This is a genomic window from Candidatus Pelagibacter communis, assembly GCF_001180105.1.
GTDB classification, from domain to species: Bacteria; Pseudomonadota; Alphaproteobacteria; order Pelagibacterales; family Pelagibacteraceae; genus Pelagibacter; species Pelagibacter ubique_K.
In genome coordinates this window covers 16,577-38,414 of the sequence record NZ_CVSO01000040.1, presented here as the reverse complement: position 1 = coordinate 38,414, position 21,838 = coordinate 16,577, and the positions used below count along the sequence as shown (strand labels likewise).

Annotated in this window: 27 protein-coding genes and 2 tRNA genes; 11 read left to right on the top strand and 18 right to left on the bottom strand. The window is 29.8% G+C overall.

Translation table 11 applies throughout. The annotated features are described in order from the left end of the window. Window positions 1-53 precede the first annotated feature (53 nt). The 14 genes from AMN84_RS02495 to AMN84_RS02425 all read right to left on the bottom strand — a co-directional run bounded on the left by AMN84_RS02495 (window position 54) and on the right by AMN84_RS02425 (window position 11,406). Complete coding sequence (locus tag AMN84_RS02495; protein WP_075483109.1) at window positions 54-1,484, bottom strand: exonuclease domain-containing protein; 1,431 nt, start codon at window positions 1,482-1,484, stop codon at window positions 54-56. Window positions 1,485-1,588: 104 nt separating this feature from the next. Continuing rightward, window positions 1,589-2,272, bottom strand: a complete 684-nt coding sequence (locus tag AMN84_RS02490; RefSeq protein WP_075483107.1) for a hypothetical protein — start codon at window positions 2,270-2,272, stop codon at window positions 1,589-1,591. A 36-nt stretch (window positions 2,273-2,308) separates the two neighbouring features. Continuing rightward, a complete protein-coding gene (locus AMN84_RS02485; RefSeq protein ID WP_075483095.1) occupies window positions 2,309-3,364 on the bottom strand; it encodes a DNA recombination protein RmuC in 1,056 nt (351 codons plus the stop codon). A gap of 210 nt (window positions 3,365-3,574) precedes the next feature. Continuing rightward, entirely contained in the window at window positions 3,575-4,261 is a 687-nt protein-coding gene (hisG, locus tag AMN84_RS02480; protein ID WP_082254962.1) for an ATP phosphoribosyltransferase, read from the bottom strand. Further along, window positions 4,262-5,311 (bottom strand): ATP phosphoribosyltransferase regulatory subunit, encoded by a 1,050-nt coding sequence (locus AMN84_RS02475; RefSeq protein ID WP_075483091.1) that lies wholly within the window; start codon window positions 5,309-5,311, stop codon window positions 4,262-4,264. After that, window positions 5,289-6,683, bottom strand: coding sequence for a histidine--tRNA ligase (gene hisS, locus AMN84_RS02470; protein WP_075483089.1), 1,395 nt, complete (start codon window positions 6,681-6,683; stop codon window positions 5,289-5,291). Before hisS ends, AMN84_RS02475 begins: the two co-directional genes overlap by 23 nt. Window positions 6,684-6,989: 306 nt before the next feature. Beyond that, window positions 6,990-7,202: a cold-shock protein gene (locus AMN84_RS02460; RefSeq protein ID WP_075483087.1), complete on the bottom strand. Its 213-nt coding sequence runs from the start codon at window positions 7,200-7,202 to the stop codon at window positions 6,990-6,992. A gap of 110 nt (window positions 7,203-7,312) precedes the next feature. Next, window positions 7,313-7,387: transfer RNA gene (locus AMN84_RS02455), tRNA-Phe, on the bottom strand. Between the two features lie 2 nt (window positions 7,388-7,389). Beyond that, the gene (gene infA / locus AMN84_RS02450; RefSeq protein WP_075483085.1) at window positions 7,390-7,605 is read right to left on the bottom strand and encodes a translation initiation factor IF-1; all 216 of its coding nucleotides are present in this window, start codon (window positions 7,603-7,605) and stop codon (window positions 7,390-7,392) included. Between the two features lie 2 nt (window positions 7,606-7,607). Next, complete coding sequence (gene hisD, locus AMN84_RS02445) at window positions 7,608-8,894, bottom strand: histidinol dehydrogenase (RefSeq protein ID WP_075483083.1); 1,287 nt, start codon at window positions 8,892-8,894, stop codon at window positions 7,608-7,610. Between the two features lies 1 nt (window position 8,895). After that, on the bottom strand, window positions 8,896-9,285 hold the full coding sequence (locus AMN84_RS02440; RefSeq protein WP_075483081.1) for a DUF2948 family protein: 390 nt from the start codon (window positions 9,283-9,285) through the stop codon (window positions 8,896-8,898). Beyond that, a complete protein-coding gene (gene murA / locus AMN84_RS02435) occupies window positions 9,285-10,553 on the bottom strand; it encodes a UDP-N-acetylglucosamine 1-carboxyvinyltransferase (protein ID WP_075483079.1) in 1,269 nt (422 codons plus the stop codon). Before murA ends, AMN84_RS02440 begins: the two co-directional genes overlap by 1 nt. Window position 10,554: 1 nt before the next feature. Next, a complete protein-coding gene (dcd, locus tag AMN84_RS02430; protein WP_075483077.1) occupies window positions 10,555-11,106 on the bottom strand; it encodes a dCTP deaminase in 552 nt (183 codons plus the stop codon). A gap of 105 nt (window positions 11,107-11,211) precedes the next feature. Next, entirely contained in the window at window positions 11,212-11,406 is a 195-nt protein-coding gene (locus AMN84_RS02425; protein ID WP_075483075.1) for a hypothetical protein, read from the bottom strand. 92 nt (window positions 11,407-11,498) lie between these two features. On the opposite strand from AMN84_RS02425, the gene AMN84_RS02420 reads away from it, so the two are divergent. Next, window positions 11,499-11,573 (top strand) — tRNA-Thr (locus AMN84_RS02420). Here AMN84_RS02420 and AMN84_RS02415 read toward each other — a convergent pair. Continuing rightward, complete coding sequence (locus tag AMN84_RS02415) at window positions 11,574-12,287, bottom strand: TVP38/TMEM64 family protein (RefSeq protein ID WP_179850692.1); 714 nt, start codon at window positions 12,285-12,287, stop codon at window positions 11,574-11,576. Between the two features lie 66 nt (window positions 12,288-12,353). Here AMN84_RS02415 and rpmH point away from each other — a divergent pair, with 66 nt between their 5' ends. The 10 genes from rpmH to AMN84_RS02365 are packed head-to-tail and all read left to right on the top strand — an operon-like array spanning window position 12,354 to window position 19,665. Further along, window positions 12,354-12,488, top strand: coding sequence for a 50S ribosomal protein L34 (rpmH, locus tag AMN84_RS02410; protein WP_075483071.1), 135 nt, complete (start codon window positions 12,354-12,356; stop codon window positions 12,486-12,488). After that, a complete protein-coding gene (rnpA, locus tag AMN84_RS02405) occupies window positions 12,488-12,829 on the top strand; it encodes a ribonuclease P protein component (protein ID WP_075483069.1) in 342 nt (113 codons plus the stop codon). The genes rpmH and rnpA overlap by 1 nt, the downstream gene beginning before the upstream one ends. Continuing rightward, a complete protein-coding gene (yidD, locus tag AMN84_RS02400; RefSeq protein WP_075483067.1) occupies window positions 12,829-13,071 on the top strand; it encodes a membrane protein insertion efficiency factor YidD in 243 nt (80 codons plus the stop codon). The genes rnpA and yidD overlap by 1 nt, the downstream gene beginning before the upstream one ends. A gap of 2 nt (window positions 13,072-13,073) precedes the next feature. Then, entirely contained in the window at window positions 13,074-14,759 is a 1,686-nt protein-coding gene (gene yidC, locus AMN84_RS02395; protein ID WP_075483065.1) for a membrane protein insertase YidC, read from the top strand. Continuing rightward, a complete protein-coding gene (argB, locus tag AMN84_RS02390) occupies window positions 14,759-15,607 on the top strand; it encodes an acetylglutamate kinase (protein WP_075483063.1) in 849 nt (282 codons plus the stop codon). Before yidC ends, argB begins: the two co-directional genes overlap by 1 nt. Further along, window positions 15,604-16,296: an HAD-IA family hydrolase gene (locus AMN84_RS02385; RefSeq protein WP_075483061.1), complete on the top strand. Its 693-nt coding sequence runs from the start codon at window positions 15,604-15,606 to the stop codon at window positions 16,294-16,296. The genes argB and AMN84_RS02385 overlap by 4 nt, the downstream gene beginning before the upstream one ends. 3 nt (window positions 16,297-16,299) lie before the next feature. Then, complete coding sequence (locus tag AMN84_RS02380) at window positions 16,300-17,103, top strand: 2,3,4,5-tetrahydropyridine-2,6-dicarboxylate N-succinyltransferase (RefSeq protein WP_075483059.1); 804 nt, start codon at window positions 16,300-16,302, stop codon at window positions 17,101-17,103. 2 nt (window positions 17,104-17,105) lie between these two features. Beyond that, window positions 17,106-18,263: a succinyl-diaminopimelate desuccinylase gene (gene dapE, locus AMN84_RS02375; protein WP_075483057.1), complete on the top strand. Its 1,158-nt coding sequence runs from the start codon at window positions 17,106-17,108 to the stop codon at window positions 18,261-18,263. Continuing rightward, window positions 18,260-19,183, top strand: a complete 924-nt coding sequence (locus tag AMN84_RS02370; protein WP_075483055.1) for a histone deacetylase family protein — start codon at window positions 18,260-18,262, stop codon at window positions 19,181-19,183. Before dapE ends, AMN84_RS02370 begins: the two co-directional genes overlap by 4 nt. Further along, window positions 19,183-19,665: an SET domain-containing protein gene (locus AMN84_RS02365; RefSeq protein WP_075483053.1), complete on the top strand. Its 483-nt coding sequence runs from the start codon at window positions 19,183-19,185 to the stop codon at window positions 19,663-19,665. Before AMN84_RS02370 ends, AMN84_RS02365 begins: the two co-directional genes overlap by 1 nt. On the opposite strand, the gene truA is transcribed toward AMN84_RS02365, so the two are convergent. Genes truA through def form a run of 3 tightly spaced genes read right to left on the bottom strand, consistent with a single transcriptional unit; the run spans window position 19,649 to window position 21,836 of the window. Further along, the gene (truA, locus tag AMN84_RS02360) at window positions 19,649-20,389 is read right to left on the bottom strand and encodes a tRNA pseudouridine(38-40) synthase TruA (RefSeq protein WP_075483051.1); all 741 of its coding nucleotides are present in this window, start codon (window positions 20,387-20,389) and stop codon (window positions 19,649-19,651) included. The two genes, AMN84_RS02365 and truA, sit on opposite strands and share 17 nt — an antisense overlap. Continuing rightward, window positions 20,382-21,311 (bottom strand): methionyl-tRNA formyltransferase, encoded by a 930-nt coding sequence (gene fmt / locus AMN84_RS02355; protein WP_075483049.1) that lies wholly within the window; start codon window positions 21,309-21,311, stop codon window positions 20,382-20,384. Before fmt ends, truA begins: the two co-directional genes overlap by 8 nt. Continuing rightward, on the bottom strand, window positions 21,312-21,836 hold the full coding sequence (gene def / locus AMN84_RS02350) for a peptide deformylase (protein ID WP_075483047.1): 525 nt from the start codon (window positions 21,834-21,836) through the stop codon (window positions 21,312-21,314). Between the last annotated feature and the right edge of the window lie 2 nt (window positions 21,837-21,838).

Below are 21,838 nucleotides of genomic sequence, written 5' to 3'. Positions count from 1 at the left end.
AAAGATTAGATTTATATTCAAGCCCAAAATGTTTAAAATTTATTTTATCCACATTAAACATTTTGATATTTCTTCTCAATAGACATTACAAAATTATTTAATTGGTCTAAAAATTTGAGATTTTTCTCATCATTTTCATTAGTAAACTTATCTCTTAAATTGTCGCACTCAAAATAAAATTCTTTGCAAGTCCACCACTTCTCTTTTTTATCACTAAGAATTCTCTTAGCTATATCTTGCTTCACCTTTTTTAAAATAGATTCGGGCAGAACATGTGGAGCTTCTTGAAATATTATCTTTTTGCCAAATCCAACAAGTCTTTCATCCTCAAACTTATCAAGCAATCTTAGTTTATCTGACCAAGATGCCTCATGCCATTTTGAAAATAAATTTGTATCTTTATTTGGAGTGAACTTTTTATATATACTCTCTTCTGGAAGTATATCCTCTTGAGATTTTGATTGTTCTTTTTCTTCAGCAATTTCTCTTAAAGCGGTTAATATATTTTCTGAAAATTTTTCGTTACTATTTATAAATTCAGCTCTTTTTATTAGTATATTTTTATCTATTGCGTTATACGGCTCAACATCCATACCAAATTTTTTATCCAAAATTATAGGTGCTTTATTTGATCGGATAGTTCTTAAAAATTTGGGTGATTTTTTCATCTCAGCTTTTAAATCATTGATCGACATTTTAAGAAGGGGCTCTACATCAACCCTTAAGTCGACCGCTTGACCCCACTGATATATCGGATGGGTGCAAAATTTAGGATGAAGAGGAGCACAGAGATAAAGCCTTGATTTTCCATAAAAATACTCATTTAAGGTAATAATCTTTTCTTTTTTAATAATTGTTTCTGTGTCAAGCTTATTTGCAGTTTTTAAAAAATCGTTCCAAGTTTCTGGCTGTTTTTTCTTAATTAAGCCTAGTACTTTAAGTGTGAGCTCAGCATCAAAAATTGCACTATGAGCACCGCCAGATTCAAAACCATTCATCCTTGCTAAAGACTCTAATTTCATTATTGCATTACCCCTCTCGTTAATCTCAGTATTTAATATTTTATTATCAATAGCAAAAGCACCTCTTGCTATATTTAGTCCATCGTGTCTTTTGTTAGGTGATGCGTTGGTAATGTAGGGGTATCTAATTCCCTTAAAAAACTCTTTTCTAATCATTTCATCATCAAAACCTATATTTGACCATCCCATAAAGATTGCGGGACTCCACTTTTTAAAAATTGCTTCAACTTGATTTAACATCTGATAATGACTTAGGTTCGTTTTTGTAAGCAAATCTACATTTGTTTTATTAACGAGCAGCGCCATACACTGAGGTATTTCACCTTCGGGTAGTCTACATCTTAAATTGAATCTGTCTTTTTCTTTAAAGTTTTCATCAACCAATATTCCTCCAATTTCAATTATGCTGCCAAAATCAGTAGAAGAACTTGATGATTCAATATCCCAAATAACAATATTCAATTTTTTTCCTTTTATTTAATGCTTTTTGTGAAGAGGATGTGATCTCGCATCTAAACAAGTAGCAAGTAAATTTGTTATTATATTAATTTAATAATTTGTCAATTTCATTTGACAAAAAGGTTGTAAAATTTTTCAACTCTCTCAAGAAATTTATTTTGATAATCTAAAAGTTCATTGCCTTCAATTTTAAAATCTTGAAATAGTCTATCTACCGTACACATCAAAACAACTCCCTGAGTGATGTTGGAGTTATAAACTGTGTTATGCGCTAATGAATATGCCCCTATTTGTAAAAAATAGTCTTCAATATACTCTTTCTTTTTTGGTTTATTACTTTGTTTAAAATCTAAAATTGTCTCTCTACCTTCATAAACACCTATACAGTCAGCTGTGCCAGCATATTTGTTAGGATAATATAGTGTTGCTTCAGCGCCCCAAACTTCTGTTAGTTTATTTTTTAGACCATTATCTATAATTTCTTCTGCCATTTTTTTTGAGTGATTGTTATCATCAATTAAATCTTGATTGAGCTTTCCATGTAGAAACTCTTCAATAAACTTGTGAATTGAACTACCTCTACTTGATGCTTCTTTTTTGATTCTATCTGCCTCAAGCTTTCCGACTCTTTCCTTCCATGCAGCTAATGCAGCTTTGTCCTCTTCACTTTTTGTTGCTGAAAGTATGGTGGTAACAGAAGGTAAGTTAGATCCATCTAAAGCGTAATGCCTTTTTCCTTGAATTAATGCTCGAGTAGAACTTGGATAATTAAATTTTTTATTCCATTCCATTTGAACCGTTATATTTGTTTTTTAATTTGAAATGAATTAGTTTTTGGCTTGTTTGGGTTGTTTACCTAGCTTTTCTACATTCTCTGTATTGATAGCTCTTTCAATCTGCTCTGGATCTTTTATATTTTCTAGTGTCCGGGTAATTGATCTGGCATCTTTTCCAAAACTGTCAACGACTGTCATAGCCTCCTCTAATTTTTTTCTTAATTTATAAATATTATCGAAATGAGTTGAAAATCTAGTGCTGATTGTTTTTAAATGATCATAGATTTCTGTTGCGTGCTTTTGAACTTTCAAAGTTTGAAATCCCATATGAAGAGATTGCAAATAAGCTGAGAGTGTATTTGGTCCTAAAATTACAACTTTATACTTTTTCATTATTTCTTGCGTCAACAGCTCTTTATTAACAGGGTCTTGGTAAGAGCTTAATTCTGAAAATAAACTTTCTGTCGGAGCATAAACAATTGCGAAGTCTGTAGTTTTAGGAGGGTTTATATATTTATCATTAACTGATTTTGCTTTGTCCCTAAAAGCTTTTGCTAAATTTTTTCTTGCATCAGCAGCGGCCTTTTTATCCTCATCTTTAAATGCATCCTCTATGGCTTTAAATTTATCTACAGGAAAATGACTATCTACTGGTACAAGCACATCCTCTTTAAGTTTGATAGCAAACTCAACATTTTCACTCGTATCTTCTTTCATTTTAACATTAGACAAATATTGTGAAGCTGGTAACAAATCCTCTAATAAAGATCCTAAACTGAATTCAGCTAATGTTCCAAATTTTTTCACCCCTGCAAGTATCTTATTTATGCCTCTCTGGCTTTCATTTAAATCTTTTACCTGCATGTTAAATGCTTCAACTTTTTGATTTACTGATGTTAGTGTCTGAGTCATGTCTCTTGTGACATCTTTAGATAAACTGTTAAAAGATGCACTCATTGTATTAAATGAACTATTAATACTATCCCTTAAATTGTTAATTTCTTGAGAATTATCTTTTGGTTCCGATTTATTTCTCCTCTGAGTAATTAATAGGTAAATTATTATTACCATTAAAACTAAAATTAAATATAATATCGAATCTTGCATGCTATCAATTATGAATATTCCTATTTTATCAAAGTATACAAGTAAAAAGATAAAAAAAACAAATGAAATTGTAATATATTAATTAAAATAATGGAATTTCAATTAACCTTTAAAATAATAATTTTAGTAAGCGTTTTAATAGCTGTTTATGCAACTTTAAGAAATTTAGATGTAATTAAAATTATTCTTATCTATCTTAAGGACTTATTACTAAGAAAATAACTTAATAATATTTTTTAAACCTTTTTTTGAAAAACTTTTTTTTGATGAAAAAACACACGCCTGAGATTTCAAAATTTCACCGTCTTTAAGTATGCGTAAGTTATTACTTTTAATCGTTTTCCCAGTAGAGGTGATGTCAGAAATCAAATTTGCTGAACCAGTAAAAGGATAAACTTCCGTAGCGCCCAAACTTTCGACAATTTGAAATTGAGTTACACCTTTTGAAAATAAGAAGTCTCTAGTCAGATTTGGATATTTAGTTGCAACTCTAAGTCTTTTCTTTTTTTTATCTCTAAATTCAAACGCAATTTCCTCTAAGTCTGCAACTGTTTGAACATCAATCCATGGATCAGGAATAGCAACAACCAGATTTGCTTTTCCAAAATCGTATTTTTTAACAAGGTTTATTTTTTTTTGTGTATTAAATTCACTTTCTTTAAATAAGTCAAAACCAGAAAAACCTATATCTAGAGAACCATCCCCTAGTCTTTCTATAATCTCTCTAGCATGTAAATATAATATTTTTAAATTTTTTTTATTTTTAATTGATCCAATGAGATCCCTTTCCCCTCTTTCTGAAACAAGTTTTAGTTTTTTTCTTTTAAAAATCTTTAAAACGTCTTTCCTTAATCTGCCTTTGCTTGGTATACCTATGTTAATTGTATTTTTCATAATTTACTTTAAGTTTATTGCTGCACCAACAGCTGGCACCTTTTTTTTCGATCCTAAATCAGAAATTAATTGATCATATCTTCCACCATTAAATATATTTTTAATTTTATTTTTTGATTTAATGTCAATTTTGAACACCATACCTGTGTAATATTCAAGCTGTCTTCCAAATGCAGTTGAAAAAATTACATTAAGCTTTGAAACTTTTTTATTTGATAATGGAAAATATTTTTGATCGACTGCTAGATTAACTTTATTTTTTTTAAAAAATTTATTTAATTCCTGAGCTGCTTTATCAATTGGACATTTGATCTTTAGAAACCCTCTAATAATTTTAGAAACATTTCTACCTTTACTTGGGCGTCTTGGGTCTTTAATCTTTTTATCAAACCTCTTTAAAATTTCATCAATGGATCTACCAGCAATTATTGATGACTTATTTTCTCTAGTCATTTTTAAATAACGTCTTTTATCAATCTCGACAATTGTTGGATCAACATCTGAGTTTGTCTCTAATCTTTTAAGTAAGTCGTTGAAATAACTTTCTCTCCAAAAATGCCTTGAAAGTCTTAATTTCCATCTTTTAGGGATATCTAATTTTGAAATTAAAAGATTAAATATCTCTACGTTGCCGATTGTCAATGTGCCTGTAGAATAATTTAAATTTTTTATTGATTTTAGAGAAGTATCAATTATTTCTTTATCATCTTTTTTCTCATCTTTTGAACCAATAATTTCAAATCCAATTTGGTCTCTAATAATTGAGTCTTTTTTATTATTGGATTTTCTATATGCCTGACCACTATAAAATATTTTTTCTTTAGTTTTAAGATTGTTTTCAAGGTATCTAAGACATGAGACTATTGTTAAATCAGGTCTTAAACATAACTCGCTTCCATTTTGATCGATAAATGAAAAGATAAACTTTCTAAAATTTTCACCTGATCTTTGCACTATATGATTAGCTTCAATTACAGATGGCAAATCAATGTATTTAAATCCTTTAGATTTTACAGATCTAAGAATTTTTTCAGATAAATTTTTTGATTTCATTAATTAAATTTTCTTTTGAAAATGTAGCTTGATTATTTTCTCCTTTAACACCAAGAAGATTTTTTAAGGTAATTTTATTATCTTTAAATTCATTCTCCCCACAAATTACTGCAACAGGGCACCCTTTTTTATTGGCATAAGTTAATTGTTTCCCAAGATTTTTTTTACTATTTAAAAAGATTTCTGAATTGATATTATTTTTTCTCAAAGTTTCCAAAATTTCGTAATAATTTTTCAAATATTTTTCATCCATCACACAAATTATAACTGGCTTTTGTTCATCTATTTCTGGGTTTAATTGCATCATCGCAAATAACAATCTATCAACACCAATACTCACGCCAGTACCAGGTATATCTACTCCTTTAAATCTAGATATTAACTTATTGTATTGTCCCCCAGAGCAAATGCTTCCAATATCTACCTCTTTGCCTTTGTTATTTTTTACTTTAAAATTAAGATTAGTTTCAACACAAAAACCATCATAATATGCAAGACCTCTTACAATTGTAAAATTAGTTTTTATTTGATCAAAACAATTTCCAAACTTTAAAATTTCTAGAAGATCTTCTAATTCTTTAATTCCTTCCTGCGTTAAAGGATTTTTGAAATTTTGTTTGAGTTCATTTAAATCATTAATTTTTAAAAAATTTAAAATTTTAGATACTTGCTCATCATTCAGATTAGCGCCTTTTGTAATTGCACCACTTTTATCTTTTCTCTCTTTTTTTAATAAATCTTCAACACCTCTTAATCCAAAATCAGGTTTATCAAGCTTGTCAATTGCTCTCATAACCTTGACCTGTTTAGTATCTGGAATTTTTAGATCTTTGATTAGACCTTGAATTATTTTTCTGTTGCTGACGTTAATGATAAATTGATCAGTTTTTAGACCACATTCCAACAATGTGCTTGAAATTAAATTACATAATTCTGCATTCGCTTGAGCGGGATTAACATTCCCTACAATATCACAATCTGCTTGTGTAAATTCTCTATAACGCGCGTTACCAGCTTTCTCATTTCTAAAAACATTTTGGATTGCATATCTTTTGAATATTGATGGAAGGTCTTGGTTGTTTTGAGCAACAAATCTCGCCAATGGACTTGATAGATCATAACGAAGAGTAATATCTTTTACTCCATCTTTAAAGGAGAATACATCAGACATGGGATTATTCTCGTCCTCTGCGAGAAAGGATCCGATATTTTCTGCAATTTCAAACGATGGAGTTTCCAAAGGGTCGAACCCGTATTTTATAAAATTATTCTCTATAACTTTTAAAAGTTTCTTTTTAAGAAGTAATTTTTTATTCCACCTATCTTCAAATCCCTGGGGTAAGCCAGGACTTAATTTATTTTCTTTACTCATTTTTTTGGTACCCTGGCTTGGGATCGAACCAAAAACTGAAGTTCCACAAACTTCCGTGATAACCATTTCACCACCAGGGCGTATATTTATTTTATATTAATTGTTGTTAAATTTAAATTTATTAAATAATCAAATAGCTAGCGTGCAGCCAGCATGTGTATGATGTCTGTGAAGAGAGTTAAACTTATTATTTAATATAATCATAGTATTTAAATAGCATCTAATTCCTAAAATACAAGAATGAATTGTATAGGAATAGCCGACCTAATGATCTTCATACTCCTATACAATAATGATGAATTAGAATTAAGAGGTTTTTTGCAGTTTTACTGCGGAAGGACCTTTTTCTCCATCTTCAATTTCGAATGTAATTTCATCGCCCTCATTTAAGAATCTTAAACCAGCTTCTCTTACAGCAGAAGCGTGAACGAATACGTCTTTACCTTCTTCTCCAACTAGCTCCAAAAATCCATAACCTTTTTTGCCGTTGAACCATTTCACTTTACCTTTTTTACTCATTTTACTCTTTCTTTATTAATTTGTCTTTGCTTATACAAAGATCATGTTTAGTTATTAGATTTCTAAATTAGATGCAAGTGAATTTATTGTCTAATATTCAGTTTTTTTGGTGGTGGCCTTGGTAAGAATCGCACTTACGACACATACCTTTTCAGGGTACTGCTCTACTACTGAGCTACAAGGCCATTTAAAATCTAAATATAATACGACCCTTTGTAAGATCATACGGAGTTACTTCTACAGTAACATTATCTCCCTGCAAAACTCTAATTCTGTTTTTTTTTAATTTGCCTGCTGTATGTGCAGTAACAATGTGATTATTTTCTAATTTTACTCTAAACATTGCATTGGGTAAAAGGTCTATTACCTTTCCTTTAAATTCTAAAGAATCTTGTTTTGACAAATTTATAATTCTCCTAATCTTTTTTTAATTGATTTAGCATGTCCATCTAAACCTTCATTAGTTGCAAGAGTTATAACTGATGGACCAAGAGTTTCAATACCCTTTTTTGATAAATTTATGTATGAAATTTTTTTAATAAACTCTGAAACACTTAACCCGCTTGCGTATTTGCTAGTCATATTGGTTGGTAACACATGATTGGTGCCTGGCACTCCATAATCTGTCATAGCCATCACAGCATATTTTCCTAAACATATAGAGCCTGCATTCTTAATCTTTGACGCTAAAGATTTGTAGTTCCTTATATTTAGTTCTAAGTGCTCTGGTCCAATTTTGTTTATTATTTCTGCTATTTTATTTTCTGAATTTTCGAAGATTAGTATACCATTCATCATTAAACTTTTTTTTGCAACTGAGCTCCTCGAAATGCTTTTAAGTTGATTTATTATTTCAATCTTAGTTTTTTTTAGAATGTTTTTATCTTTTGAAATTAAAACACACTGGGCGAGAGAATCATGTTCAGCTTGAGCAATTAAATCACTTGCCAACCATTCTGGATTCGATTTGTTGTCACAAACAACTAAAACCTCTGAAGGTCCAGCTGTCATTGACTCAATACCTATATCCCCAAAGACCTCTTTTTTTGCTGAGGCAACATATGAATTTCCTGGTCCTACAATTTTATTTACAGGTTTAATTGATTTAGTTCCATACGCGGCAGCTGCAATTGCTGAAGGGCCGCCAATAGAATAAATTTCTTTAATTTTACATTTTCTTGCAGCATACAAAACTGCAGCGTTTTGATTTCCTTTGTAGCAAGGATTCAGCATCACAATTCTTTTAACTCCTGCTACGATTGCAGGAATTGTATTCATTAAGACACTAGATGGATAAGAAACTTTTGAGCCTGGCACGTAAATTGCAACTGACTCAAGTGGGACATATTGATATTTCACTTTATTTTCATACTTATCAGTATATGAAAAATCTTTAAACTTTTGAAGTGAATGGAATTTATAAATTCTGTTGTAAGCTGCATCTATCGCTTTTTTTACTTTTTGGTCTAAGGATTTAATTGAGTCTTTAATTTTTTTTAAGTTCGGAATAATGGTTTTATTTTTATTAAATTTTTTCTCGTATTTTACTAGGGCTTTATCTCCATTTTTTCTTACATCTTTAATTATATTTTTTACTGAAATATAATCTGATCGAAGCTTATTTTTTCTTTTAGAAAGAAGAGTATCCAATAATTTATCAAAATTCTTATTTTTAGCAGAAATTACTTTCATTTTATTTCTTTTTTAAATCCTCCAATGTTACCTCTATAATTTCAGAATATAGGGTTATAAAGCGATTATCTGAAAATAACAAATTAATTTCATATTGTTCATCTATTTTCGTTATATCTATTCCCATCAACTTTAATTTTAGTTTACTGTCTTTTTGATCTATATTTTTTGCTACTACATTTTCTATAAATTCAAATTTACAAACACTCATAATGTTGCTTTTTTTGTTATCTTTGAGAGATTTTCGAGTTAGAGACAGTAAAAATATTTTATTTTTTTTTAGATATTTAATCTCTGAAACACTGGTGGTTGAGTCCTCGCAATATGTAGAAATTATATTTAAACCATTGAGATCTCTTGCTAATATCTTGGATAAGAAATTTTTTACCATTATATTTTCATTTTTACTTTAACACCAAGTTTTCTTAATTTAAGTTGAAGATTTGAGTACCCTCTCAATCCATGATAAACTCTTGATATTGTTGATGATCCCTTTGCTGCGATTGCACCCAATATTATTGAGAAGGTAGTTCTAAGGTCAGATGAAATACAATCGGCAGAATTCAACTTTTTTTCTCCATTAATTACTGCAAAATTTTTTTTAATTTTTATATCTGCTCCCATTCTATTAAGTTCGGGCACAGCCATAAATCTATTTGTAAAAATCGTTTCCTCAATTTTACTTTGCCCAAAAATTTTGGTCAAAACAGGTATTAAAATAGGCAAACAATCTGTTGCAAATCCAGGCCATGGTCCAGTTTTAACGTTTATAGGTTTTAATTTTTTTATAGTATTTAATTTTATAGAATTTTTACTTACGCCAATTTTAAAACCTATTTTTTTCAATAACTTTAATTCTGAGGGTAAAAATTTAGGATTTATATTCGCCACTTTTACACTGCCCTTTGTAATTGCTCCTACACATAGATAACTAAATGCTTCTATCCTGTCACCAATAATTTTATGATTGCCACTTAATAACTCTTTAACACCTTTTATTCTTAAAGATCTTTTGCCAATAAACTTTATATTTGCGCCTGAGTTATTTAGGAATTTTATAAGATCTGTTACCTCAGGTTCTAAAGATATATTTTTTAAAACGTGGGAACCTCTTACAAAAACTGAAGACATGATTAAATTTGACGTACCTGTTACTGTAATTTTTGGAAACTTATAGCTCTTACCTACCAAACCATTCTTTGAAGATATTTTCACATATCCCTTTTCCAAAACGTGTTCAGCCCCTAAACTTTTGAAACCTTCGAGATGCCAAGATGTATCACGAATTCCTAATGCACAACCTCCCCCTTGAGCAACTCTTATGTTTTTCTTTGGATATCTTCCAAGTAAGGAGCCCATGGTTAAAACTCCTGCTCGCATTGTAGATACCAATTTATAGGGAACAGTTAATTTATGATCCTTTTTATTTGTAATAATCATAATCTTTTTTTTCTCTAAAATTTTAACTTTAGAACCTAAGGAAATTAAAAGATCTTTCATTGTAAGAACGTCTTGAACCAAAGGAACATTTCTTAAAATTACCTCTTTTTTAAAAAGAATAGATGCTGCCATAAGGGGAAGGCATGAATTTTTTGCACCACTTATGTCTACCGATCCATTTATGGCTTTGCTCGGGCCAGTAATTATAAATCTTTTCATACTATTTTGATTTTGCTAAGGTTATGCCAACTTGACCTTGATATTTTCCTTTTCTATCAGAATAGGATACCTCTGGTTGATCTCCACTAAAGAACAAAATCTGAGCTGCTCCACTATTTGCATATAATTTTATTGAGTTGCTTGTATGATTTGAAAATTCTAAAACTAAGTTGCCATGCCAACCTGCTTCTAGAACTGTGGGAGGAGTTCCAAGTCCGCATCTTGCGTAAGTGCTCTTAGCAGTTACTAAACCGGTCACGTTTCTTGGCATTTTAAAATACTCAAGACTGCTTGCTAATGCGAAAGAATTCGGAGGAATTAAAACAGAATCTTCACCTTTAATAGTAATAAAATTATCCTCGCTAAAATTTTTTGGATCAGCAGTTGCTCCTTTTATATTTGTAAAAATTTTGAATTCAGAGCCGCATCTTAAGTCGTAGCCAAATGAGTTAAGTCCATGACTAATGCCTTTAGATATACTTTCACTTACAAATGGACTTATCATCTCCTCTTTTTCTGCAAGTTTCTTAATTTGTTTATCGTTTAGAATCATTTTTTTGGTTTTTTTGTTTGTGAATTTTTCTTTTTCTTAAATTTTTTCTAAGGGCTTTCTCGAGATCGAGCTTAGAAGGCTTTCTTTTAGAATTCATTAAAAAGATTATTTTTTCTCAGGATTGGTAAGATGCTCCAAAGTTACAACCTGATCAATTGGTATTGTCTTATCTTCAGATTTATTTGTTCCCTGCTTAGATTGTTTTTTGGCTCTTCTCTCAGCTAATTTCTTTTCTCTTTTAGCTTGCTTCTCCATTGCTTTAGCGCCTCTTGTAGATTTATAATCGTAGTGAATTCCCATAAAATTACCAAAAATTATTATAGACTTAATAAAATAAAAAATTAAGTCAAAAATTTGAATTTTATTGATTTTTACACTATTTTTATTTATTCGCCCTTGTAGTTTTAGTGTTAAAACAGGCCCTTGGTAAGGGTCAGTCATGAGTTAGATTCTCATCGAGGGCACCATTACTTTTTAAAGAAAAATTTTCTTAAAACGAATGTCAGAACGAACAAAAATATTATAGCTGATATTGGTACATAAATTTCTTGAGTTTTTAAAAGATCTAATATTTTAGGTAATTCGTCATTTTCATATATTTTCTTTTCTAAAGCTGATCCTAGTGAACAAACAATAAATGCTTGAATAATAACTCCAAGTAAGGTTCCAAAAAAATAGTTTTTTAATTTTACATCAAATAATACGGGAATTAGATTTTGTATCTGTATCGGAATACCACCAAGAAATCTAAGGAGGCCAACCGCTAAAAGCTGATTATTTCTTATTTTGTCATTAAGATATTGATACTTATTTTGTATTTTTTCAATGATGTAGTTTTTAAAAAAATAATTAGCAACGATAAAGGTTACACTAGATCCTAAAGCAAAAGTTAATGAAAAAATTAAAGTTCCGAAGTAAGGTCCGAAAATATATCCACAAATCAACCCTAATGGAGACCCAAATCCTTGAAGTAAAGAAATCCAAACAATTCCAAATATAATAAATACAAAAGATGAGAACATTATATTATTTTTTTTAAAATTAATTAGATATTCACTATTTAATTTGAGAAAACTATATGAAGTTAATTCCTCAATACTTGTGTAAGTTAATAAGAAGTATAAAAACAATCCCAGGAATAAAATATAGGCTAAACCTAACCATATTTTTACGTTTTTCATAGTTTGCATATTATAGATTTTACATTATAAGTACTTAAATTTTTAATACTACATAATTAAAATCTTATGAAAAGAACTTATCAACCAAGTAAACTCGTCAGAAAAAGACGCCACGGATTTAGATCAAAAATGAGAACAAAAGGTGGAAAAAAACTTCTTGCCAGAAGAAGAAAAAAAGGTCGAAAAAAACTTACTGTTTAATGAATATTAAAATTAAAAGTCTCTCAAAAAATGAGGACTTTAAAAAACTCCTTCATGGAAAAAAAATTTCTAATTCATATCTAACAATTTTTTTTAAAAAGATTCCTGATAAAAAAAATACATGTCTCAATATTAGTTTTGTAGCAAAAAAAAAAATGGGTAAAGCTATTGATCGAAATAAGATAAAAAGAAGGCTCAAAAATATGACATATGCAATAACTAAAATAGCTAAATTAAATCTTAACTTTTCTTATTTAGTTCTTGCAAAAAAAAGTGTTTTAGAGGAAAAATACGATGAAATTAAAGAGGCATTACAAAAAAGTTTTGAAAAAATAAGTTAATGAAGATTTTAACAAAGATTATAATCAAGATAATAAATTTTTATCAGTACTTAATCTCACCTTTGCTGGGTAATAACTGTAGATATTTACCAACTTGTTCAGAATATTTTATAGACTCTTTAAAAGAGTATGGTTTGATTAAAGGTTTTTTCAAAGGCACCAAAAGAGTTTTAAGTTGTCATCCTATAAAATTCCTTGGTGGTGGTGAAGGATTTGAACCAGTTAAAAAAAATAAAAATTAAAAATGGACTCTAATAAAAATATAATCGCGGCTATATCGCTTAGTGCAGCAATAATTGTTTTATGGGCTTTATTTTTTTCACCTTCACCAGAAGATCGAGAAAAAATAAAACAGAAAAGAATAGATTCGGTTAAAAGTTTAGATGCTCCAGAAATAGAAAATTCTGAATCTAACAAACTTCTTTCAAGAACAGAGGCTCTAAATAAAGATAAAAGAATTATATTTGAAAACGATAACGTAAAAGGTTCAATTTCTTTAAAAGGCGCAATTATAGATGATTTGCTTTTTAAAAATTACAATGAAAAACTTGAGGGCACAAAAAAGGTAGTACTACTAAATCCAAGAAACGCTTCTGATACATATTACCTTGAAACAGGCTGGGTTACTAACAACAAAAATATTGGTTTACCAGATAATAAATCAAAATGGAAAGTAGAGGGAAACACAAAACTTTCTCCAGGTAATGACGTTAAGTTAAAATGGAAAAACGATCAAGGACTAACTTTTGAAAAGATTATTAGCATTGATAATAAATTTTTATTTACTATTAACCAAAAAATAAAAAATAATACAAATAAAATATATAATTTTTATCCCTATAGCCAAATTATTAGAAAAAATATTCCTAAAGACATAGTCAATTTTTTTATTTTACATGAGGGGCCGCTTGGAGTGTTTGATGACCAGTTAGTGGAGAAAGATTATGATGACGTAATAGACAAAAAATATTCAATCAATGCTGAAGAAGGTTTTCTAGGTATCACTGATAAATATTGGCTAACAAGCTTAATACCAGAAAAGAATAAAAATTTTAGAGCAGACTTTGAGTATAGTGAAAAATTCAAAATTAGTTATATAGAAACTGAGCCTTTAGAGGCAGAGCCAAATAAGCAAATTAGTAATAAAGTTGATATTGTTATAGCTGCAAAAGAGGTAGATGTAATTGATGAGTACAATGAGAAGTTAGGATTATCAAAATTTGATCTGGTTATCGACTGGGGTTGGTTTTATTGGATTGTAAAACCTTTGTTCTTTTTAAATGATTACTTTTTTAAACTTGCAGGAAATTATGGATTAGCAATTATATTAATAACTGTTTGTTTGAGATTATTGTTCTTTCCACTAAATAATTATGCATTTAGATCGATGAGTCGTATGAAAATTTTGCAACCCGAAATGGCTCGTCTTAAAGAAGTGCATAAAGATGATAAGATGAAACTTCAGCAAGCAATTATGCAGCTTTATAAGAAAGAAGGAGTTAATCCTGTAAGTGGTTGTGTGCCAATTTTAATTTCTATACCATTTTTTTTCGCTATTTATAAAATGTTGTTTGTAACAATTGAAATGAGACATCAGCCCTTTTTTGGATGGATAAAAGATCTTTCTGAAAAAGACCCCACATCAATTTTTAATTTATTTGGACTGATACCATGGTCACCACCTGACTTTTTGATCATCGGTGCGTTACCCGTGCTAATGGGCCTAACAATGTGGGCGCAACAGAAACTTAATCCAGCTCCACAAGATGATATACAAAAGAAAATTTTTATGTTTTTTCCTGTCTTCTTAACTGTAATACTTGCACCTTTCCCTTCGGGATTAGTTCTGTATTGGACGGCCAACAATATTCTTACAATGGCTCAACAGTACGTCATTATGAAGAGAACTACTGTGAAAACCTCTCAATAATGGATTTAAAAAAGATCTTACCTACAGACGGACCGCCAGTCGAAGAAGTTTTGAAATATGTTGAGAAATACAAAAATGAAATAATAGTTATAAAGTATGGGGGCAATGTATTTATTGATAGAGAAATTTTCGATAATTTTATCAAAGATTTAAGTGTACTTAACAAGCTTGGTTTACAAGTGGTTGTTGTGCACGGGGGAGGGCCAAGAATAAAAAGGGAATTATCTAAACAAAATATTGAGTCAAAATTTGTAAGAGGTCTTAGAGTTACTGATGAAAAAATTATTAATATCGTTGAGACAGTGCTTATTGACTTTAATGAGGATATTGTAAATTCTCTAAAAAAAATTGGATCCCAGGCAGCCTCACTGCATACAAAAAAAGACAATGTTATAGAAATTATACCTGAACAAAAGGAACTTGGTTTTGTAGGAGTTCCTGATAAAATTATTACAGAGACTATTTTTGGAAAATTAAAAAATAATATTATACCTATTATCTCCCCTTTAGGACTTGGAGAAAATAAACAGACCTACAATATTAATGGAGATCATGCAGCTGGAGCAGTTGCGAAATCTCTTAAATCAAGAAGACTTCTTTTAATGACAAATGTTGAGGGCGTTTTGAATAGAGAGAAGAAACTTATTTCGGAAATCAATTCTTCAAAAATAATTGAAATGATAGAGGATAAAACAATTACTGAGGGTATGATCCCAAAAATAAATACTTGTCTTGATGCTGTGAAAAACGATGTAACTGCAGTTGGTATAATTGACGGTCGTAAACCTCGTTCAGTTTTATTTGAATTATTTTCCGATAAAGGATCGGGAACATTAATAAGAAAATGAAAAATTTGAAAGAAATGAAATACCTTCTTTTGGACCTTGATGGAGTTTGCTATGGTTCTCATAATGGTTATCCTTTAGAAAAAGTCTTTGGTCTTGTATCAAAAAGAATGACTCTTTTTATTCAGGAAAAACTTGGTTTAGATGAAAAAAAGGCAAAAGAACTTCAAACTAATTATTTTTATAAATACAATACCAGTCTTAATGGTCTAATGTTACATCATAATGTTATTGGGGATGAATTTCTTAAATATGTACATGATATTGACATTTCATTTATGAAAGAAGACAAAATATTGAGAAGTGAACTAGAGAATTTAGATATGGAAAAATTTATTTTTACAAATGGTAGCGCTGAACATGCTAAAAATATTTTAACACGATTAGGTATATACGATCTTTTTGGAAAAGAAAAAGTGTTCGATATAAAAGATGCTGGATATGTTCCTAAACCAGAGGCCCAGACCTTTGATTTAATGGTCAAAAAATTTGGTATTAAACCCAAAGAAACAATTTATATTGAGGATATAGCTAAAAATTTAAGTATCGGTTTTGAAAAAGGCTGTACAACTGTTTGGTTAATCAATGATGAACATTTTGGAAAAATTGACTCTGATAAAGATTATATTTCTCATAAAATTGAAAATCTATCTTTATTTCTTAAAGAAATAAGGTTATTAAAAAGTAAATAAATTATGTCCTTAGAAAAAATGATTAATGATGCCTGGGAAAAAAAAGACCAAATAAATCAAGATTCAGATCAATCTTTGAAGGATGCAATAAACCAAGTAATTAAAGATTTAGATAGTGGTAAGTCTCGAGTAGCAGAAAAAATTAATGGAGAATGGAAAACTCACCAATATCTTAAAAAGGCTATCATGCTTAGCTTTAGAATTTACCCTATGGATAATTTAAGCGGTCCGTATAGTAGCTGGTACGATAAAGCTCACTTATTAAAAGGTAAAACAGCTAATTGGACAAAGGAACAACATGAGGCTGCTGGATTTCGAATGACACCAAACAGTCCAGTAAGACCAGGATCTTTCATTGGAAAAAATGCCGTGCTCATGCCTTGTTATGTAAACATAGGAGCGTACATCGGTGCTGGAACAATGATGGATACTTTTAGTAGAGCTGGTAGCTGCTGTCAAATTGGAGAAAATTGTCATATATCTGCTGGTTCAGGTATTGGTGGAGTGTTAGAACCAGCTCAAGCACTCCCAACTATAATTGAGGATAACGTATTCGTTGGAGCAATGTCAGAAGTTGTAGAGGGTGTTATAGTGGGAGAAGGAAGCGTTCTTTCAATGGGATGTTACATTGGTCAAAGTACAAAAATTGTAAATAGATCAAATGGCGAGGTTACAAAAGGGCATGTTCCACCTTATTCGGTCGTGGTACCTGGTACTCATAAAGATCTTTATGCTGTTCATATAATAAAAACTGTAGACTCAAAGACAAGGTCAAAGACATCAATTAACGATCTTTTAAGAGACTAATTATGCAAAAAATAAATGAATTACAATTAGCTAAAGAGCTAATGAAGTTTCCATCAATAACACCTAGAGACGCTGGTGTAATGAAATTTTTAGAAAAAAAATTAAAAAAAATGGGTTTCAAAACTAAAATTTTAAATTTCAAAGAAAAAAATTTTCAACCAGTAAAAAATTTATATGCTAGACTAGGAAGTAAAGGGCCTAATTTTTGTTTTGCGGGCCACTTAGATGTTGTACCCCCTGGAGATATTAAAGACTGGACAGTTAATCCTTTCAGACCTTCTGTTAAAAAAGGTCATTTAATTGGTAGAGGTGCGAATGATATGAAAGGCTCAGTAGCTGCTTTTGTTTCAGCCGTAAGTATTTTTTTGAATAATAATAAAAGTTTTAATGGATCAATTAGTTTATTAATAACAGGTGATGAAGAAGGAGATGCGGTAAACGGCACAAAAAAAGTCGTAGATTATTTAAAAAAGAAAAAGGAAAAAATTAATTTTTGTTTGGTAGGTGAACCAACGAATCCAAATAAATTAGGAGAAATGATAAAAATTGGTCGAAGAGGAAGTTTAACTGGAAAAATAGAAATAATTGGTATGCAAGGGCATGTTGCCTATCCTCATAGAGCAAATAATCCCTCAACGATAATTATTAAAGTTTTAAATGAATTAAAAAATATAAAGTTTGATAAAGGTGCCAAAAACTTTCAGCCAACAAACTTAGAGATTACGAAAATAAATATTGATAATAAAGCTGATAATATTATCCCAAGAGTTGCTAATGCAACTTTTAATATAAGATTTAATAACAAGCACTCATCAGGCTCTATCAAAAAAAAAATTAATAAAATTTTAAGTAAAATTAGTACAAAAAATAAATCAAAATTTAAAATAGATTACAGAGTGTCTGGTGAAGCATTTTTAACAAAACAAAATGCAACGACAAATATGATTCAGAATGTTGTAAAAAAAATTACAAAAATTAAACCAAAACTTTCGACAACCGGAGGAACATCTGACGCTAGATTTATAAAAAATATTTCTCCATGTTTAGAATTTGGCCTTGTAGGTAAGACAATGCATAAAGTTGATGAAGCAGTATCCCTAAATGATCTTAAAAAATTAACAAAAATTTATGCTAACATTCTTAATAACTATTTTTTGTGAAAACTGCGATAATATCTTCAAAAACTTCGGTTAATCATTTAACAGGTGATGGTCACCCTGAACAACCTAAAAGAGTTACTGTGATAACTGAAAGACTTAAAAAAAATAAAAGTTTAATTTGGGATAAGCCAATCTCCTTTGATGAAAATATACTAAAAAAAGCACATGGTGAAGATTATGTTAGCATGGTTAAAAAAAGTTTTCCTAATCAAGGATTAAGATTTTTAGATGGCGACACTATTATTTCACCTGGAAGCAAAGATGCCACAATAGATGCGGTGGGATCAGTAATTAAAGCAGTAGATGGTGTTGAACAGAAGAAATTTAGAAATGCTTTTTGTGTAGTAAGACCTCCTGGACACCATGCAGAAAAAAATAAAGCGATGGGTTTTTGCATCTATAATAATTGTGCAGTTGCCGCTCATTATCTTATTGAAAAGTATAAATACAAAAAAATTGCAATATTCGATCCAGATGTCCATCATGGAAATGGTACACAAGATATTTTTTATGATAATAAAAACGTTTTGTATTTATCTACTCACCAATATCCATTTTATCCAGGGACTGGAAGTGAAAAAGAAAAAGGTAAACACAATAACATTTTCAATGTGCCTCTTCCTGCTGGGACAACATCAGAAAAATATATGAATGCTTTGGATAGAATTTTAGATAAACTATTTGAATTTAAACCTGAATTTTTGATTTTAAGCATGGGTTTCGATGCTAACATTGCTGATCCTCTAGCGCAGTTTGAATTAAAATCTGAAGATTTTTATGAGATTACAAGAAGAACTCTCAAAGCAACAAGCGAATTCACTAATGGAAAAGTTGTATCAGTGTTAGAAGGAGGGTACGACCTTAATGCCCTTGCAGATAGTGCATTTAATCATGTAAATGCTCTCGTAGAAAATAATTAATGAAACTGTATAAGATCAAAAAGTCTAAAATAGACAACAAGCGAGGTTTATATGCAACAAAAGAAATTAAAGAAGGAACAAAAATAATTAATTACATTGGAAAAATCATTACCAATAGAAAAGTCGAGGAGTCAGCAAAATTTGATAATAATAAACCAATCTATTTATTCACACTTAATAATAGATATACCTTAGACGGAGACTTTCATTGGAATACTGCAGGTTTGATTAATCATTCATGTAATAATAATTGTGACTATGAGGGAAAAGGTTTTAAGGTCTGGGTAACAGCAATAAGAGATATTAAAAAAGGAGAAGAACTTACTTGCGATTATGGTTTTGCATTTGATAAAGACTATAAACAATTCCCTTGTAAATGTGGTGCAAAAAATTGTTGTGGATATATTGTAAGAGCAGGTTCAAGGTTTAGGATAAATAAAAAATTTGCTATTAGTAAAAAAAAAACTAATAAATTACTTTAGTTAAATATAGTCCTTCTGCTGGAGCAGGAGGTGCACAATTAATTCTTTTTTTTGATTTGATTATCTTGTCAAATTTTTGAATGCTCCACCTGTCTTCACCAACATACTTCAAACAACCAACCATCGACCTTACCTGATTTTGAAGGAATGACTGAGCTTTTATTTCAATCTCAATAATATCTTTTTTAGTTAAAAATTTAATTGATTTAATCGTTCTAACTGGAGTTTTCGCTGAACAACTTGATGATCTAAATGTTGAAAAATCTTTTGTACCAATTAATTTTTTTGCTCCTTTTTTCATCATTTCTAGATTAAGTTTTTTTATTATGTGCCAACACCTTTTATTTTTTAACACTGAACCAGATTTACGATTTAAAATTACATATTTATATATTCTCGCTTTTGCAGAATATCGAGCATGAAAAGTGAGCTTCCTTTTTTTTAAGTTTAAAATACTAATGCCGTATCTGGATAAAAAATGATTAACTGATTTTAAAAATTTATAGCTATCTTTTATTTTTGTGCTTGTATCAAAATGAGCTGATTGTTCTAGAGCATGTACTCCGGAGTCAGTTCTGCCTGATCCTATTATATTTATCTTTTCTTTAAAAATTTTTGAAATAGTATTTTGAATTCTCCCTTGAATTGTTTTCCCTTTTCTCTGTACCTGCCATCCATTATAATTAGTGCCGACATATTCAATAAGAATTTGATATCTATTCATTAAGAATGCAGCCTTTACTTATTTTTGAACCATGCAAAAATTCACTTATTTCTTGAATTTTTTTTCCCTCTTTTTGAATTTCAATAACCTTTATGCTTTCATTATTTGAGCATGCTATCTCAAGTTTGTCATTAATAACTTTACCGGAGGGTCCTGTTCCATTTCCAATTTCAGCTTTTAATATTTTATATCTATCTCCTTTAAACATAAAATACGCTCCTGGATTAGGGTGCAAACCATTTATTTTTCCAATGATTTTTTTGGCAGTATCATTCCAAATTATCTTTCCCTCTGCTTTATTTATTTTTTCAGCATATGTTGCCTTAGAATGGTCTTGTTCTTTAAAATTCGCTTTACCACTTATAATTCTATCTATGTTTTCAATAATTTTTAACGCTGCTAATTGAGATAATTTTTCTTGGAGCTCAGTTGCATTTAAATGTAAGTCAATTTTTATTTTATAAGTCTCAAGAACGGGACCAGCATCTAAGTGTTCATTAATTTTCATAAAACTAATTCCTGTTTCAATATCCTGACTCATTATTGCTCTCTGTATTGGTGCAGCACCCCTAAATTTGGGCAAGATGGATGCATGAATATTCAAAAAACCATTTTTGGAAAGGTCCAAAAATTCCTTCGGTATAATTTGACCATATGAAATTACTACAACAATTGAAGGTTTTGTTTTTTTTATAAAGTTATACTCATCAATATTATTTTTAAGACTATTTGGAGTTCTAATTGGTAAACCAAGTAATTCAGATTTAGCATGAATTGGAGTTTTTTGAATTTTCATTCCCCTGCTAGATTTTTTTGGCGGTTGTGTATAAACAACAGAAATATTGAGTTTACTTTCACTTATCTTTTCAAGAATAGGTACAGCAAATTTTGAAGTACCCATAAAAATGATATTATCTGACATTTACACAATAACTCTACTAGATGTATTTTTATTTTTAGATAATTTTTTTATTAGAATATCTTTTTTCAGTTTTGATAAAAAATCAATTATCAGCTTTCCATCTAAGTGATTAATTTCGTGCTGGATACATGTTGATAGTAAATCATCACATTTCATATTTATTTTGTTCCCTGAGATATCAATGTATTCAACAATACAGGTTTTTGGCCTTTCAATTTCAATAAATGTTTCAGGTATCGATAAACAACCTTCTTCATATATTGATCTTTCTTTACCAAAAGATTTTATGACTGGATTTATTAAACATAAAGGTTTTTTTTTTTCATCTTTCTTTGAAACATCAATTACAATCATTCTTCTCAAAACACCAACTTGAACAGCAGCAAGTCCTATGCCATTATTTTTGTACATTGTTTCAAATAAATCATCTGCTAACTGTTTTTCTCTGTTAGTTATTTTCTCAATTTTTTCAGATTTTTTTTTGAGTATTTCATCTGGAACCAGTATGATGTTTTTTTTTGCCATAA